Annotated in this window: 15 protein-coding genes; 5 read left to right on the top strand and 10 right to left on the bottom strand. The window is 43.7% G+C overall.

Going from position 1 to position 15,457, the window contains the following annotated elements:
• From K9H14_06165 to K9H14_06185, 5 genes are all read right to left on the bottom strand, one after another.
• A partial coding sequence (locus tag K9H14_06165; GenBank protein MCG9479780.1) for an HTH domain-containing protein occupies positions 1–324 on the bottom strand: 324 nt, incomplete at its 3' end.
• A 110-nt stretch (positions 325–434) separates the two neighbouring features.
• Positions 435–2,180, bottom strand: a complete 1,746-nt coding sequence (locus K9H14_06170; protein ID MCG9479781.1) for an NERD domain-containing protein — start codon at positions 2,178–2,180, stop codon at positions 435–437.
• A gap of 79 nt (positions 2,181–2,259) precedes the next feature.
• Positions 2,260–3,810 (bottom strand): DUF2779 domain-containing protein, encoded by a 1,551-nt coding sequence (locus K9H14_06175; protein MCG9479782.1) that lies wholly within the window; start codon positions 3,808–3,810, stop codon positions 2,260–2,262.
• Positions 3,811–3,878: 68 nt separating this feature from the next.
• Positions 3,879–4,553: an Ltp family lipoprotein gene (locus K9H14_06180; GenBank protein ID MCG9479783.1), complete on the bottom strand. Its 675-nt coding sequence runs from the start codon at positions 4,551–4,553 to the stop codon at positions 3,879–3,881.
• Positions 4,554–4,629: 76 nt separating this feature from the next.
• Positions 4,630–5,031: a hypothetical protein gene (locus K9H14_06185; GenBank protein ID MCG9479784.1), complete on the bottom strand. Its 402-nt coding sequence runs from the start codon at positions 5,029–5,031 to the stop codon at positions 4,630–4,632.
• 142 nt (positions 5,032–5,173) lie between these two features.
• Here K9H14_06185 and K9H14_06190 point away from each other — a divergent pair, with 142 nt between their 5' ends.
• Positions 5,174–6,307, top strand: a complete 1,134-nt coding sequence (locus K9H14_06190; protein ID MCG9479785.1) for an acyltransferase — start codon at positions 5,174–5,176, stop codon at positions 6,305–6,307.
• A gap of 154 nt (positions 6,308–6,461) precedes the next feature.
• Positions 6,462–7,400, top strand: a complete 939-nt coding sequence (locus K9H14_06195; protein MCG9479786.1) for a DUF4214 domain-containing protein — start codon at positions 6,462–6,464, stop codon at positions 7,398–7,400.
• A 5-nt stretch (positions 7,401–7,405) separates the two neighbouring features.
• Here K9H14_06195 and K9H14_06200 read toward each other — a convergent pair whose 3' ends face one another.
• A complete protein-coding gene (locus K9H14_06200; GenBank protein ID MCG9479787.1) occupies positions 7,406–7,600 on the bottom strand; it encodes a hypothetical protein in 195 nt (64 codons plus the stop codon).
• Between the two features lie 235 nt (positions 7,601–7,835).
• Between K9H14_06200 and K9H14_06205 the strand changes: the two genes are divergently transcribed.
• Positions 7,836–8,786 carry a uroporphyrinogen decarboxylase family protein gene (locus tag K9H14_06205; GenBank protein MCG9479788.1) on the top strand — a complete coding sequence of 317 codons (951 nt, stop codon included), beginning with the start codon at positions 7,836–7,838 and terminating at the stop codon, positions 8,784–8,786.
• Here K9H14_06205 and K9H14_06210 read toward each other — a convergent pair.
• Together K9H14_06210 and K9H14_06215 are read right to left on the bottom strand one after the other, a co-directional pair.
• Entirely contained in the window at positions 8,783–8,932 is a 150-nt protein-coding gene (locus K9H14_06210; GenBank protein MCG9479789.1) for a hypothetical protein, read from the bottom strand. The genes K9H14_06205 and K9H14_06210 overlap by 4 nt on opposite strands.
• Before the next feature lie 57 nt (positions 8,933–8,989).
• On the bottom strand, positions 8,990–10,078 hold the full coding sequence (locus K9H14_06215; protein MCG9479790.1) for a 3-isopropylmalate dehydrogenase: 1,089 nt from the start codon (positions 10,076–10,078) through the stop codon (positions 8,990–8,992).
• Between the two features lie 133 nt (positions 10,079–10,211).
• On the opposite strand from K9H14_06215, the gene pgi reads away from it, so the two are divergent.
• Positions 10,212–11,852 carry a glucose-6-phosphate isomerase gene (gene pgi, locus K9H14_06220; protein ID MCG9479791.1) on the top strand — a complete coding sequence of 547 codons (1,641 nt, stop codon included), beginning with the start codon at positions 10,212–10,214 and terminating at the stop codon, positions 11,850–11,852.
• Between the two features lie 51 nt (positions 11,853–11,903).
• Positions 11,904–12,284, top strand: a complete 381-nt coding sequence (locus tag K9H14_06225) for a hypothetical protein (GenBank protein MCG9479792.1) — start codon at positions 11,904–11,906, stop codon at positions 12,282–12,284.
• Here K9H14_06225 and xth read toward each other — a convergent pair.
• Both xth and pheT read right to left on the bottom strand, forming a co-directional pair.
• Positions 12,281–13,057 carry an exodeoxyribonuclease III gene (xth, locus tag K9H14_06230; GenBank protein ID MCG9479793.1) on the bottom strand — a complete coding sequence of 259 codons (777 nt, stop codon included), beginning with the start codon at positions 13,055–13,057 and terminating at the stop codon, positions 12,281–12,283. The genes K9H14_06225 and xth overlap by 4 nt on opposite strands.
• Positions 13,057–15,453: a phenylalanine--tRNA ligase subunit beta gene (gene pheT / locus K9H14_06235; GenBank protein MCG9479794.1), complete on the bottom strand. Its 2,397-nt coding sequence runs from the start codon at positions 15,451–15,453 to the stop codon at positions 13,057–13,059. The genes xth and pheT overlap by 1 nt, the downstream gene beginning before the upstream one ends.
• Positions 15,454–15,457 lie beyond the last annotated feature (4 nt).

Below are 15,457 nucleotides of genomic sequence, written 5' to 3' on the forward strand. Positions count from 1 at the left end.
ATTTATAATCTTCTCTCCGGCAGTACTTAAAAAATTAAAATAAGGGGTCCCTTTCTGGGACTGAATAGAATCAATAAACATAATAAGGGTTAAAACCTCGGGCAAATCCAGCGAAATCTTGGGCATAAAAAAGTCACTGGCCAGTGAATAACCCTCCCGGTCCGAATAAATGGGGATGCCGGCAAACCTCAGGCAATTAATGTCCCTGTAAACCTGCCGGGTAGAAATCTCTAACTCCTGGCCAATGGCCCGGGCCTTTATTTTACTGTAACGGCAGATTATAAGGATGATCCTTAACAGCCGCCAGACATTAGAAACTTTCATACTAAAAACTAAAAAAGAACTATATTAAAATTTTAATATTAATATTAACATATAAACTTTAAATATAAAATTTAATCTGAAAAGACTGTATAATCAAAACCAGTGCCTATTCAGTCTAAATTTAATAATCCTTTTACCTCTTCATTTACCAGCATAATAAGGCCTGCCTTAGCCCGGGACATTCCTATATATAGTAGGCTCTTATAGTAATCCAGATGGGCCCTATTCTCATTCATATCATCAAGATCTACAATAATAATATAAGAGTTATCCATGCCCTTGAATTTATGAATAGTACTGTAAGTATAGGTATTTCTATCAAAGAATCGCTCAAAATCCTGGGATAGGTTAATAATATCATGCTTTTTAGTAATACCTTTTACCGTGGACTTTTCCAGTACATGCGGGGATAGAATGGTAATATCTCTGGGTCTGACCTTGTGAAGGCTTAAGCTATGTATCTCTTCTAAAAGCAACCCCAATGTATCCTTTCTATCCTTATAAAACTTATAGGTAACCGGAATGCCCGATGCCTCATCCTTTAATATATTATGGTTCTCAAACCCCACCACCCTGCTTATCTCCCGGGCTATTTCTATGGTATTCCTGCAATTTATGGTTAGACTATAAGGGGTAAATAAACACCTGGACTGCAGCTGTTTAAAAATTTCCAGGCTGTCAGTATCTTCATTAAATATATTCTGCCTTTCAAAATCACAGAATATATCCCATCTGCCCTCTTCTATCCCTCCTTTAAGCAGCATATCTATTAAATCCAGGTATTCCTCACTTAAAATATCCTGGCCTTCATCTATAATTATCTTGTCAAATTTTTCAAACTTATCCCCATCTAAAGCTTCCAGAGCATAAAGGGGAAGATCTTTTTTGTAATACTCATTATTTTTCTTAACCCCCGGGGGCATACAATCCCTGGCTATCTCTTCTGAATAATCCAGAAATGCCATAGCTTTTACCCCTTTATCAAAGCCCTGTAATCTTAGCTGGGTGCCCAGCCACCCTGCTAACAGTTTATTAAAACAGGTAATAAGGGTCTTATTACCGGCAGCAGCACTTCTCTTGGCAGATTCAAGGGCCAGCATGGTCTTGCCGGTACCAGCCGCCCCTTTAAACAAGCAGCGTGGATTTCCCTGCTCCAGTCCATCCAGGCAACGGTATTGTTCATCGGTAAACCTGGCTATAATATGCTCTATCTCTTCTACTCTGGAGCAAATTATCTTGATCTTTTCAAAATCCCCCTTAAGCATATTTTTCAAAGTTTCAACACTTTTTCTGGAAGGAAAAGAATGCACGGGGTCAAACCATTTATGCTTCTTGTAAATATCAGCGCTACGTTTAGACAGCAAAGATATATAGTCTTTAAGGGGCATGTCCATCTGTCTTCTGTCATAAATTCTCCAGGCATCGGTTTCAGCATCCTCAATATCATATTCATTGCCGGTAAAGATAAAACCGTAAGATACAAAAAGTTTGTAGTATTTACTGTTAGGACCCAGCCTCTTCTTTATGAGGCCCTTTAAATTATACATTCCCTCTGCAGCCTGCTGCAGGGGGCTTATGGTTTTTTCATAATACCGGCCCTGGCTATCGGAGATAATCCAGACACCATCTTTTCTACAGATGCTTCCCCCTTTTACTTCCAGACAGAATATGCCCAGACCGGGTGCCATTACCAGAAAATCTATTTCAGAACCGAAACTCTGGTCAGACTCGGGTATGTTTAATGAATGTAGTACGATCCAGTCTGCAGGTGTTTGTTCTTTGAATAAATCAAATACTAAATTTTCGCCTATATTTCGATTTGAACTATCTACATAGGGCGGTATCATCTTAGCCATTATAGCCTAATGTTTGGTGATTATTATTTTAATATTATACTATAAAATTTAATATTAATCTTAAAAGATAATCAGCATTCTAATGGCAGGAGTCCTCCGCCAATTTATAAAGCTTCCTTAATATAAAAATCATGCCTTCGGTATCCAGACCGCAGTAATCAATTAAATCCTTCCTTATTTTTTCTAACTGGATTTTATTAACTTCCTTTCCATCTTTAAAAAAACTGGTATTTAAAAACTTTAAGCTGGCCTCTTCACCATTTTTAATTTCCATATCACCATAGCTTATCCCGGTCAGCGCTGGCAGTACTCTTTTTAAAGAAGCGCTTCCCTTTTGCTTGCAGTTATAATAATAGAATTTGCCAAAAGGCTCATACAGGTCAGTTATCCTCCCTATAGCATCTTCTATCCACCAGGCATGCTGGGGAAAGGCTTCGGCAAGTGCATTAAGGATTCCGATCTCAAAAGACTTGTAATATACCAATATGGAACCAGCAACAGGGATACCATCATGGCCATACCCTAAAGCTTTTTTTAAATTATCCAGAAGCTCTGGCCTGGGATCATTTTGATCATCCTCTGCCAGAAAATAAAGGTTTTCAGGGAGGCCCTTAAGGTGTTTTAATATATGGCAGGAAAATTGAAAGGGGACATTCTGATAGGGCCCGGTACCATCAAATAAGGGGATGGCGGTTGAAAATGTTTCAAAATCAAGAAAATACAGGGGATACTCAAGCTGATCTAAAAAAAGCTTCAGAGCTTTACTATCCATAAATATACGGTTTTCTTTTATGGTTTTAATTTGAATTTGTTGTATGGGATTAAACACGGAAGTATCCTCTATATCTAAAATTCTAGTAATACCGTTCTGGTATAAATCAAAAGCAAGATTCTTGCCCCGATAAAGCTCAAAAACATTGAATTCTGGCAGATTATTCCAGCATAAATCCTTTAGGGGACACTCATAAGGGTTATAACAATCTTTGCTCAGGGGCAAATGGGGACAGGTGCTGTCATTTACCGTTTTTAGCATCAGGTTTACATTAGTTTCTACATCCTGTGCTAAGGCCTCTGCCTCTTCGGTTACATCTTCCAACAGAAAAAATTTTTTAGGATCTATGGGTCCATCTTTTACAAAGTCCCGGTTCAGGTGCATTAGATAACATTTATCTATTTTTAAGCCCGCTCCCTGGTAGCAGTATTTTTGAAATGCTATATCATGCTTGTTAATATCTTTTACCGAGGATGCACTTTTTACCTCAATGATATTCCAGGCATCGATACCGGAAGGCTGTAGAATATCTGCCCGTGCAAAAGTATTTTTATAGGTAAAGGATGCTTCAAAAAGAGGGCGCCTACTATCATCGGAATCTGAATCAGGTCCATCAGTAAGCCGGGCCAGCTCTCTGGATCTGGTAAGCTCCGCTTCTACATCAGAGCCGTCACCTACCTCTATCCCTTGCGGAAATAAGGCCTTGGCCAGATTGCCCGCATCATGGCCCTGCTGGAAACGAAATCGGGTAGCTTCATCAAAAGGAGGAATTTTTTCGGGGTCATTTATAAGATACCAGAGGTATTTTAAGCATTGGATGCCTGCAATATATTTTGATTTTGACAGTATGTTAACCATCTTACCCTAGATAAGTATAAATTAAACTTTTGTTATATCCGCGTTTAAACCGCATTGTTTTAAACTCCTTAATATCCAACAGCTTGGGCACCATACTCAGCTTGCTGCCTTGTAAATCCTTCAAATTCGAGTTGAGCAATTAATTCAGTTCGTGAAAATGACGAATAATCTAAGTAATCTTCAGCCTTTAATGCTGCTTGCTCATTCCAGTCGGCTCCGCATCTATCTACTCCATACACTGCTTCTTCATGTGTATATCCCTCAAACTTTAATTGCTCCACTAACCCACTATAAGAAAAAGGCGCGTAGGCTAGGTAATTTAATGCACTTTTTGCTGCATTCTTTTCACCTAATGTTGCGCTATCTGTTTCTCCCGGGCTATCTACATTTTCTTCTTCAGCAGGTTCTTCTGCAACCTCTTCTTCTGGCTCCGCTTCCACTGTATCAGTTGAATTCAGATCTTCTTCAACAGCCAAAAGGTTAGACTTAGCTACACTGAGTTCCCGTTTTAATTCTTCTATGAGCTCATCCTTTTCCTCAAGTTGTTCCTGTTGCTCTTCAATTACGGCGATTTGTTCTTCTATAAGATCCTCATATTGACTGGTTTCAGTAGTATTTGGATTTTCTTCTCCTTCTTCCGGCTCTTTCGCCGTTTCTTCTGCCACCTCTTCTTTAGGTTCTACTGTTTCTAAACTTCCGCTGCAGCCAATAAAAGCAAAGCAGAAAAAAACCACAAAGAGCATAAAGATTGCCTTTTTAATCATAATAATACCTCTCCGTATAATTTTATATAGTTTTAAAAAATTTTACTTTTATATTCTATTTTAGATCCAAGTTATCACCACAATAAGATTCAATATTAAAGGAAAACATATCCACCGGTCTGCCCTTATTCAGCAAAGTGACACAGTAGCTACCCTGGGGCAGATAACCCTGCTTTAAAACTATCCCTCCACTGTAAATATTTTTCCTTTTTGCTGAAAGATCATTACTTCTATAAATTTCCTTTCCTCCCAGCATCCACAATAATTCTATTTCAGAATCTTCGTTTAAATTATTAATACAGACATCCACCATCAGTATATTGATATTACCTTTAATAACCCCTTCCTGCATGCGGTAGATATTAAACTGGTAATCAAAGCCCTGGACAGCGTCCAGATAAATCTCTTTACAAGACTGCTTTCTACACCTGTCCCTACTGCTATTTATAGCCCCCACAGACAATCATCCCCTTCTTAAATTCTATTGGCAAACTATAATTTTACACCAGGTCCTTACCAACAGTTTGTCAGTATAGAAAATAATTATTTAAAGCACCCTATTTGCCCCTTTCACCTGAGGCTAATATAATAGCCATATCATGAATGATATATATAAAAAATCCAGGATTGCCTACCTGGATAACCTTAAAGTCCTGCTTACTGCCCTGGTTATAATAGACCACGCGGCAATAACCTATGGCCCGGTAGGCTTCTGGTACTTTCGCCAGCAAACAGCCACCTCCTATCCCCTGGCATTTATTATCAGCCTGCTGCAAACCTTTATGATAGGACTGTTCTTCCTAATAGCCGCCTACTTTATAATCCCCTCCTATAACCGTAAAACCCCTGTAGATTACTTCTACAGCCGCCTGAAAAAACTGGGTATACCGGTTATCTTATACATGATCCTGATAAGTCCCCTGCTGGCCTATATAAGCCAGATAAGGGAAGGCCAAAAAAATTTCTTAACCTTTTATGTTCGTACCGTAATCCACAAACAGTATATAACCCCGGGACCCCTGTGGTTTCTGCAGGCCTTGCTGGTATTTACCATAACCTATCTGGTAATAAAAGCGGTAGGTGACCGATACCTGTCTTCCCGCTACCAGACCGGAAGGTTAAACTTTCCCTCCAACCTGAATATCCTCCTGTTTATCCTGGGCCTGGCGGCCCTTTCCTTTTTAACCAGGATCTGGTTTCCCATAGGCACCGCTACCGGTAACCTGCAGCTGAGCTTTGTGTTCATATACCTGGCCCTGTTTGTCCTGGGTATCATCTCTTACCGTAACCACTGGTTGAAAAATCTAAACCGCCGTCAGGCCCTGCTCTGGCTGATACTGGCTGCAGTATTTATACCACTATGGCCTGTCATTATGGCCGGCGCCAATGCCTTCAGCGGCAATGCCGCCTTAATTTATGGGGGATTTAACTGGCAGTCTGCAGCTTACAGCCTGTGGGAGTCAGTAGTAGGTATGGGTCTTACCATGGGACTATTGTACCTGTTTAGGGAAAAGATTAACCTTAAGACCAAGTTTACATCAGCCTTATCTGCCAGCGCTTATGCAGCCATAATAGTGCATCCGGTAATTGTGGTACTTCTCTCTTTTAGTCTGATAGATGTCAACTTGGGTCCTATATTAAAATTCTTGCTGGTATCAGCAGCAGCCGTACCTTTATGCTTTACAGCCGGTTTCCTGCTTAAAAAGATACCGGCTGTAAAGCACATATTATAAGTCCAGGCCCACATTCAAACTTAAATCAAAACAATATCATAGCACAACAGCCTGACAACTGCCGGTCATAGATAAAAAATTTTATTTTTTATTAAAACATTTATAGATTTAGTAGTACAATTATTAAAGGTTATAAATTTTAAAGGATGAGATAATGCTTCAAAATAAAAAGAGGTTTCTACTCATACTAATTACCGCCATATTCCTGATATCAGCCACCATACCCTCCACCCTGCTTGCAGATCAGGGCACCGACGTACAGAACTTTGTTATAAGGTTATATGAAACCTGCCTGGGCAGAAGCCCCGATCCAGGCGGTCTGCAAAACTGGACCACCCACCTTGTTTCGGGAGATATAAGCGGCGGACAGGCTGCCTACGGGTTTATCTTCAGCGATGAACTGATAGGCCGGAACCTGAACAACGAACAGTTTTTAATTATTATGTATAAAGCCTTTTTTGGGCGTGAACCCGATCCATCAGGTTTTTCCAACTGGCTCCAGGTTATGGCCCGGGGAGAATCCCGCCAGCAGGTGTTTGCCCATTTTGTAAATTCAGAGGAATTTGCCAATATCTGCACCAGCTACGGCATAGAGCCAGGTTCAGTAAAAGTAAGGGAAACCACCAGAGAAGGAACAGGGGACAGGGATGACCTTATTAAAGGTAGCGATCAGTTCTACTCGCTTATAACCAGAGCCCTTAACCTTTTGGCTACCTATGACCCCGAAGTATATCAGCAATACCGGCTGGCAGAAAGAATAATAGAAACGCCGCAACAGAATGCCCTGGCCTCAACCGATGGGAAAAATGTCTATATTGATCTCTCCAAAAGGGTATTTTATGATATTGAATTTGAAAAAGAAATTGCCTGTACCCTGTCCCATGAATTCAACCATATAGCCAACTGGGATTACTACCGTGATAGCCGAGATTACTATGGCATGGAAATAATGGCCTTTACCCAGGAGTACTATACCGCATCCCGGCTGGGCATGCCCGCCCACTTTCTAAACTATATTGCCTGGATTATAGATAACATCTATTACCTCTACCATGCCTATACCCCTGATTATGCCCAGAATATACTAAATTGATTCCCCTATTTTTTACCACTAAATCTCTGGACCCAGGTCTGCAGCAGATGATGGTCAATATGGGTATTCTTTTCCATATAAAGTATCCCCTCTTCACTGGATATCAGCTTTAGAAGGTCATCTATGGATTTAATACCCATAAACGCCAGCTCTTCTATGTACTGGGGCTCCAGATCTTTAAAATCATTAACTCTGGCCATATTACCCCCCCCTCTTGTAACTTTATTTACATTTTAGATGATTATAGCACCAAGCCATATGTAACAAAAGTTATTTTTTATTACTCCCCTGCAATTTTTTAGCCATTTTAATTTCTTCCCTTTGCTACTATAATTTTCTTATAAACAACTAAAAAAGGCGCTTATGAAAGAAATAAACCTAACCAAACTCAGCCATCAGTACTACCAACAGGGAAAAAGGCTGGTAGTACCCCTTCTGGGTTTTCCGGGAGTAGAACTGACCGGCAGCAATATAAAGCTGGCACAGCAGAACTTCGGGGAGCACTACAGAGCCATAAAAAAACTGGTTGACCGGTTTGAACCGGACTTGATATTTCCGCTTATGGACCTCTCCGTAGAAGCCAATGCCCTGGGCCGCTACACCCTGTTTCCCCAGGAAGATTCAGCCACCGTCCCCAAAAGAGAATTTGACCTGGAACAGATAGAAAAGCTTAAAAGTATAAACATCTCCTTTGACAGCAGGGTTCTGAGCTACGTAGAAACCATGAAACTTATGAGTGTGGGTCTTCCCTCCCAGGTTATAAGAGGGGCCTATATCACCGGACCCTACTCCACTGCCGCCCTTATCATGGGAGCTGACGATGCAGCCATGACCTCAGTCACCGAACCGGATAAACTGCATACCCTCTGTGACTTTGTAACCGAAAAAATAAGGGAGTATGTAAGCCTGCTGCTGTCGGCAGGAGCAGAAGCCATATGTGTACTGGAGCCCACTGCAGTAATGCTGGGACCCAAACAGTTTGAAGAATTTTCTGCCCATTATGTTAAACATATTATAGACAGCATCCACTACAGCCAGGCCAGCACCATTTACCATACCTGCGGCAACACCATGCATCTTATAGAAAAAATGGTACAGTCAGGCATTGATGCTATCAGTCTGGATTCTGAAGATATGGGTGTAGACTTAAAAAAGGTAGCAGAGATGATATCCCCTGAGGTAGTAGTTATGGGAAATATAAACCCCTCTACCATCATGCTTAGAAATACCCCGCAGCAAATCAAACAGAAGGTTAACCATCTTCTACAACAGATGGAAGAATTTCCCAACTACATCCTTAGTACCGGCTGCGATCTTCCCCAGGAAACTCCTCCCCAAAACATTGATGCCTTCATGCAGGCAGGAAGGCAGTGGAGGCCCACTTAGAAATGGTTGGTTTTGGTGGAGCATTCCGGGCATATCCATATTACCTTGCCTCCACCCACGGTATTTGATATTACCCCATTTTTTTCCCTTTTATCTTCATCGGTACAATCAAATACCTTACCGCAAATATCACATTTTACTTCCACAGTTATCACCTTTTTAGTTTTTTTCCAACCTCAAACACCCAAAAATTAACCAATGTTCTAGCTGTTTATAATATACTCTGCCACCATATCCCCGATCTGGGTTGTAGAGAACCCCATCCTGCCGGCAGCCAGGCTGTTTATCCGGGTACAGACCTCGGCTACCGCCTCTCCAATGGAATCAGCCGCCTGCACCTCTCCCAGGTATTTAAGCATCATCCTGGCCGCCTCAATAGCTGCCAGAGGGTTTATTACATCTTTTCCGGTATACTTGGGAGCAGAACCGCCAATGGGCTCAAACATGGAGGTGCCCTCAGGATTTATATTGCCCCCGGCAGCAATACCCATACCGCCCTGTATCATGGCTCCAAGATCGGTAAATATGTCTCCAAACATATTGGGAATAACTATTACATCATACCATTCCGGGTTCTTGACCGCCCACATACAGGCGGCATCTATGTGATTGTAATCAGTTTCAACCTCAGGATAGCTGGATTTCATATCCATAAAAGCCCGGTACCACAGATCAGCCACATAGGTAAGCACATTGGTCTTGTGCACCAGGGTAAGCTTGCCCGGCTTTCCTTCCTTTTTACGGTCCATGGCCATCTCAAAGGAATATTTCAAGCATCGGTCTACCATCTGCCGGTCATATACCATAATCTGGGTCGCCACCTCATAGGGAGTATCCTTACGGGTTATCCCCCCGTGGCCGGTATACAGTCCCCCGGTATTTTCCCTGATTACCAAAAAATCAATGTCCTCGGGTCCCTTGTCCTTCAGGGGACAATCTATGCCCGGATAGAGCTTGACTGGCCTCAAATTTATATACTGGTCCAGCTCAAACCTCAGCCTTAACAGTATCCCTTTCTCCAGTATCCCCGGGGCTACTTCCGGATGCCCTATGGCTCCCAGCAGTACGGCCCTGTATTGCTTAAGTTCCTGGATATCTTCATCTTCCAGGGTTTTCCCCGTAGAGAGGAACCGGTCTCCCCCAAAATCATAGCTGGTAAAGGTAAAATCCAGGCCATGCCTGCTGCCGGCAGCTTCCAAAACTTTTTTGGCCTCCCTTACTACTTCCGGGCCGGTGCCGTCCCCGGGTATAACGGCAATATGGTGCTGATTTGAACTCATAACTTTCTCCATCCTGAAATTATTTAGATAATATGTAACCATTATATAGAAATATTTCAGTTTTTTAATAGCATATCCAAAATTAAGTTTGGTACTAATTTCAATCCATTTTAGTATAATAAATTAAAAAAACAGAAAGGCGGTTATGCTTAAGAATTTAAACCCTACCCATACTGAAGCCTGGGAAAAATTAAAGCAGCACTACAACCAGATAAAAAATACCCACATGATGGATATGTTTGATGAAAACCCCCAACGGTTCAATGAATTTTCACTGCAGTTTGAACATATACTGCTGGATTATTCCAAGAACAGGATAAACCGGCAAACCATAGAACTTCTTATCGGGCTGGCCCAGGAGATGGGCCTGCCCGAAGCTATTAATTCCATGTTTGAAGGCCAGAAGATAAATGTAACCGAGAACCGGCCAGTACTGCATATAGCCCTTAGAAACCGGAGCAACCACCCCGTCATGGTAGAAGGCAAAAACGTCATGGATGCAGTAAACCGGGAACTGGAAAAGATCGAAGATTTCTCCCACCAGATCATATCCGGACATTGGAAAGGCTACACTGGTAAAAGCATAACCGATATAGTAAATATAGGCATAGGCGGTTCAGACCTGGGTCCGGCCATGGTAACCAAAGCCCTTACCCCCTACCATAAGGGCATACGAGCCCATTTTGTTTCCAATGTAGACGGCACCCATATATCTGAAACTCTGAAGAAACTTAATCCGGAAACTACCCTGTTCATGGTCTCCTCCAAGAGCTTTACCACCCAGGAGACCATGACCAATGCCCGCACCGCCAGAGACTGGTTTACCAACCGGTCTGGTTCTGATGAGGATATCAGCAAACATTGTGTAGCCATTACCACCAACCGGGGCAAGGCTGCCGATTTTGGCATAAACAATATGTTTACCTTCTGGGACTGGGTGGGCGGCAGGTATTCCCTGTGGTCCTCCATCGGTCTGTCGGTGGCCTGCAGTATAGGGTATAAGGATTTTATCCGCCTTCTTGAGGGAGCCCACGCCATGGACAACCATTTCCACCAGGCTCCACTAAATAAAAATATGCCGGTTATACTGGCGCTTCTGGGCATATGGTACAACAATTTCTTTAAAGCCCAGAGCCAGGCAATACTTCCCTATGACCAGTATCTGTCCAGATTACCGGCCTACCTGCAGCAGCTGGATATGGAAAGTAACGGAAAATCCATGGGCAGGGCCGGTAAAAAGGTAGATTACAGCACAGGGCCAATTATATGGGGAGAGCCTGGCACCAATGGCCAGCATGCCTTCTACCAGCTTATACATCAGGGAACCAAACTTATCCCCTGCGATTTCCTGGCAGCCATAGAAAGCCATAACCCTACCGGTGACCATCACCAGAAGCTGCTATCCAACTTTCTGGCCCAAACCGAAGCCCTGATGAGGGGCAAGAGCAAAGCCCAGGTAGAAAAAGAGTTAAGCAGCGAGGTAAAAGATGAGGCTGAAACTGGCCGGATTGCCCCCTTTAAGGTATTTGAAGGCAATCGGCCCACCAATTCCATACTGTATAAAAAGCTGACCCCCTACACCCTGGGCAGCCTAATAGCTATATATGAGCACAAGGTGTTGGTGCAGGGGGTTATATGGAACATATACAGCTTTGACCAGTGGGGAGTAGAACTGGGTAAACAGCTGGCCAGCAGCATCCTTCCCCAGCTGAAGGACAGCCAGCCGGTTAAAAACCACGACAGCTCTACCAATTCACTAATAAACTATTACCTGGAGAACCGTTGATTAATGATGAAAACCAATATAATCTGTTTTTAAATAAGGAAAGGGGCTAATATGGCAAAAAGGGTATTTACCATAACCTATATGCTGGTTACGGGTATACTTATGATCATCATGTGGGGTTTCTTTTTAGCCACCGGACAGGTGCCTGAACTTCAAACCATACCTATCCAGATTTCCCTTCACCTGGCAGCAGAGTTCTCCACTTCACTATTGCTAATTATTGCCAGCCTGGGACTTCTAAGATACCGTAGATGGGCTCCGGCCCTGGCCAAGATTTCCCTGGGCATGCTACTTTACACCCTGATAGTCAGCCCCGGGTACTATGCCCAGCTGGCACAATTTGCCCTGGTGGCTATGTTTGGAGTCCTGTTCCTGCTGGCAGTGGTATCTATAGTATTTCTGTTTAGCCCAGAAATTTTTCTAAAAAATTAAATATTCATCTTCAGCACTACCGGGCAGTGGTCGGAGCCGGTAACCTGGGGCAGGATATAGGAATCTTTAAGTCTGGGTTGAAGGTTTTTGCTGGCAAAAAAGTAATCCAGCCGCCATCCCACATTTCTCTCCCTGGCCCTGGTCTTGTAATCCCACCAGGTATAGTGGCCGCCCCCAGAACAATACAGCCGGAAGGTATCCACAAATCCACTATCCAGCAGCCGGTCAATCCACTCTCTTTCCTGGGGCAAAAAACCGGTATTATTCTTATTCTGTTTGGGCCTGGCCAGATCAACAGCCTGGTGCGCAGTATTTATATCCCCGGTAACAATCAGACCTTTACGTTTACCCGGACCCTGCTTTAAATAATCCAGAAAACAGTAATAGAAGTCCATCTTGTAATCCAGGCGCACCTTATCTCTTCCCCCGTTGGGCATATAGGTGTTAAATAGGATAAAAGAACCAAAATCCAGCCACAGCACCCTGCCCTCATCATCAAAACGCTGGATACCAAAACCATAGCCCACCGATTCAGGTTTAATCCTGGAATATACCGCCACCCCGCTGTAGCCGGGCCTCTGGCCCGGAAAGAAATAACCCTGGTACCCTTCCAGGTTTAAAAGCTGGGAAGGAAGCTGATGGGGCCGGGCCTTTATCTCCTGCAGGCATATAATGTCAAACTGGTACTGGCGTACAACATCCATAAAGCCTTTTCTGTAAATAGCCCTCAGGCCATTTACATTCCAGGAGGCAATACTTATGTGCCCGGACATTACTGCCTAAGGGTAGCATTAAACTTTTTGCCCAGACTGGACAGTATCCTCTCTACCTCAATCTCTACTTCCCTATCCTGAAGGGTCCGGTCCTGCCTCCTGAAGGTAAGAGAATAAGCCATGCTTTTTTTACCCGGTTCAATCTGCTGGCCCTGATAGAGGTCGAACAGCCTTACCTGCTGCAGTATATCGGATCCGCTTTCCCGGATAGCCTGTTCTATATCCCGGTGGGAAACCTCCTGATCCACCACAATAGCTATGTCCATATCCATGGCCGGATACAGGCCAATAGAGCTGTATTGACTGCTGTCTTTAATGCCGGCTATAAACTGGTCCAGATTAATTTCCATATAATATACCGGCTGATCTATGTCCAGCTCGGCCAGCAGGCTGGGGTGTATCTGCCCCATAATGCCCATCTCCTGTTTGCCCACACTTACAGTTGCTCCCGCCACCGGATGGAAAAAGGCCGTCTCTTTGTGGCTAAGCTGAAGTCCGGATCCAGGGTAATACCTTTCTGCCAGATATTCAGCTATACCTTTTAAATCATAGAAGTCATAGGCTGCCTGTTCAATATTCCAGCCTTTCTTATGTTTCTGGCCGGTAAGAAGTATTCCCAGCATAACCGTTTCCCGGGGCAGTTTAGCTTCAACTTTTTTAAATACCCGGGAGGTTTCAAACAGAGCCATGTCCTGGATCCTGTATTTCAGGTTCTGGCTTACATTGTCCAGCATAGCCGGAAACAGCGTAGGTCTCAGGTACTCAAAATCTTCATTTATGGGATTAATAATCTTTACCAGATCGCTTTCACCCGCCTGCACCCTGAACTGCTTCAGCTTCTTGCCGCTTATAAAAGAGTAATTTATAACCTGGTTCAGTCCCAGGTCAGCCAGGCAGCTGCGTATATCTCTTTCTGCTTTCTGCCCCGGGCTGTAGCCTTGCGGCCTCTGGGTTATCTGTGGAGGCCTTGATTTGAAATTATTAAAGCCGTAAATCCTGGCCACCTCTTCCACCAGGTCTATTTCTCTTTCCAGATCTTCATAACGGAAAGATGGTATATTTACCTTTATGTCCTGCTTATCCTTCTGGCTGACCAGCCCCAGGCCGTTAAGTATGTCTAAAATCCTGTCCTGGCTAATTTCTTCTCCCAGTATCCTGGTAATTGTCTGCGGCCTTAAATTAATGATTCTTTCTCTCTGGCTGTGGCTGTAATTATCATAGATGCCGGTGGATTTTACCTGCCCGGAAATACCGGCCAGCAGCTGCTCAAACCGGTTTATGGCAAACAGGGTAAGCTGGGGATCTATCTTTTTTTCAAAACGATTGCTGGCCTCGGACCTTAACCCCAGTTTTTTGGAGGTCCTCATTATATCCGGCCCGCTGAAATTGGCCGCTTCCAGCAGCACATTTTTGGTGCTGTCATTAATCTCGGTAGTCTTTCCGCCCATAATGCCGGCAATAGCCACCGGCCCCTTACTGTCAGCAATCACTATCATGCCTTCCTCAAGCTGGCGCTGGCTGTCATCAATGGTGCGTATCTTCTCCCCCTTACCGGCAGCCCTGACTATAATTTTGTCCGAAGACAGCAGATCCCGGTCAAAAGCATGCAGGGGCTGGCCTGTTTCCAGCATCACGTAATTGGTCAGGTCCACTATAAGGTCCACCGACCTTACGTCACAGAGTTTAAGACGGTTAACCAGCCACTGTGGAGACTGTATTTTGGGAATATCATAAAATATTTTGGCCGAATAACGGGGACACAGCTTATAATCTTTGATATCTATCTCAAGATCCTTATCCCCGGCCAGTCCCTCTTTCAGATCATAGGATGGTAATTTAAGCTCCAGCCCTTTAAGGGCAGCCACCTCCCTGGCTATGCCTATAATTGACAGGCAGTCAGGACGGTTGGGAGTAATTTCCAGCTCAAAAACTACATCATCTAAGCCCATGGCTTCAGCAAAACTACGGCCTAGTTTAAGCCCCTGGTCCAGTATCATTATACCCCCGGACTCCTCGGACAGTCCCAGTTCTGCTTCCGAGCACATCATGCCCTCAGAAACCTGGCCCCTTATCTTGGAACGCTTTAAGGTTATATCTCCAATCTTTGCCCCCGGAAGGGCCAGGGCCACCACATCACCGGTTTTAAAATTTTTGGCTCCACAAACAATATCGCGTATGCCCTGTCCGTCTTTTACCCTGCACAGGCTCAATTTGTCTGCATTGGGATGCGGCTGGTACTCGGTAATCTGTCCGATGATTATTTTATCAAACTTTTTCCCGGTATCCTCTACCTTCTTGACCTCGCTTCCGCTCATAGTAAGAAGTTCGGCAACCTCCCGGGCATCCAGCTGGTCGGTATCTAAAAATTGTTTTAACCAGTTTAATGTAACTTTCAATGTA

This window comes from Actinomycetes bacterium (assembly GCA_022396035.1).
Lineage (GTDB): Bacteria > Actinomycetota > Humimicrobiia > Humimicrobiales > Humimicrobiaceae > Halolacustris.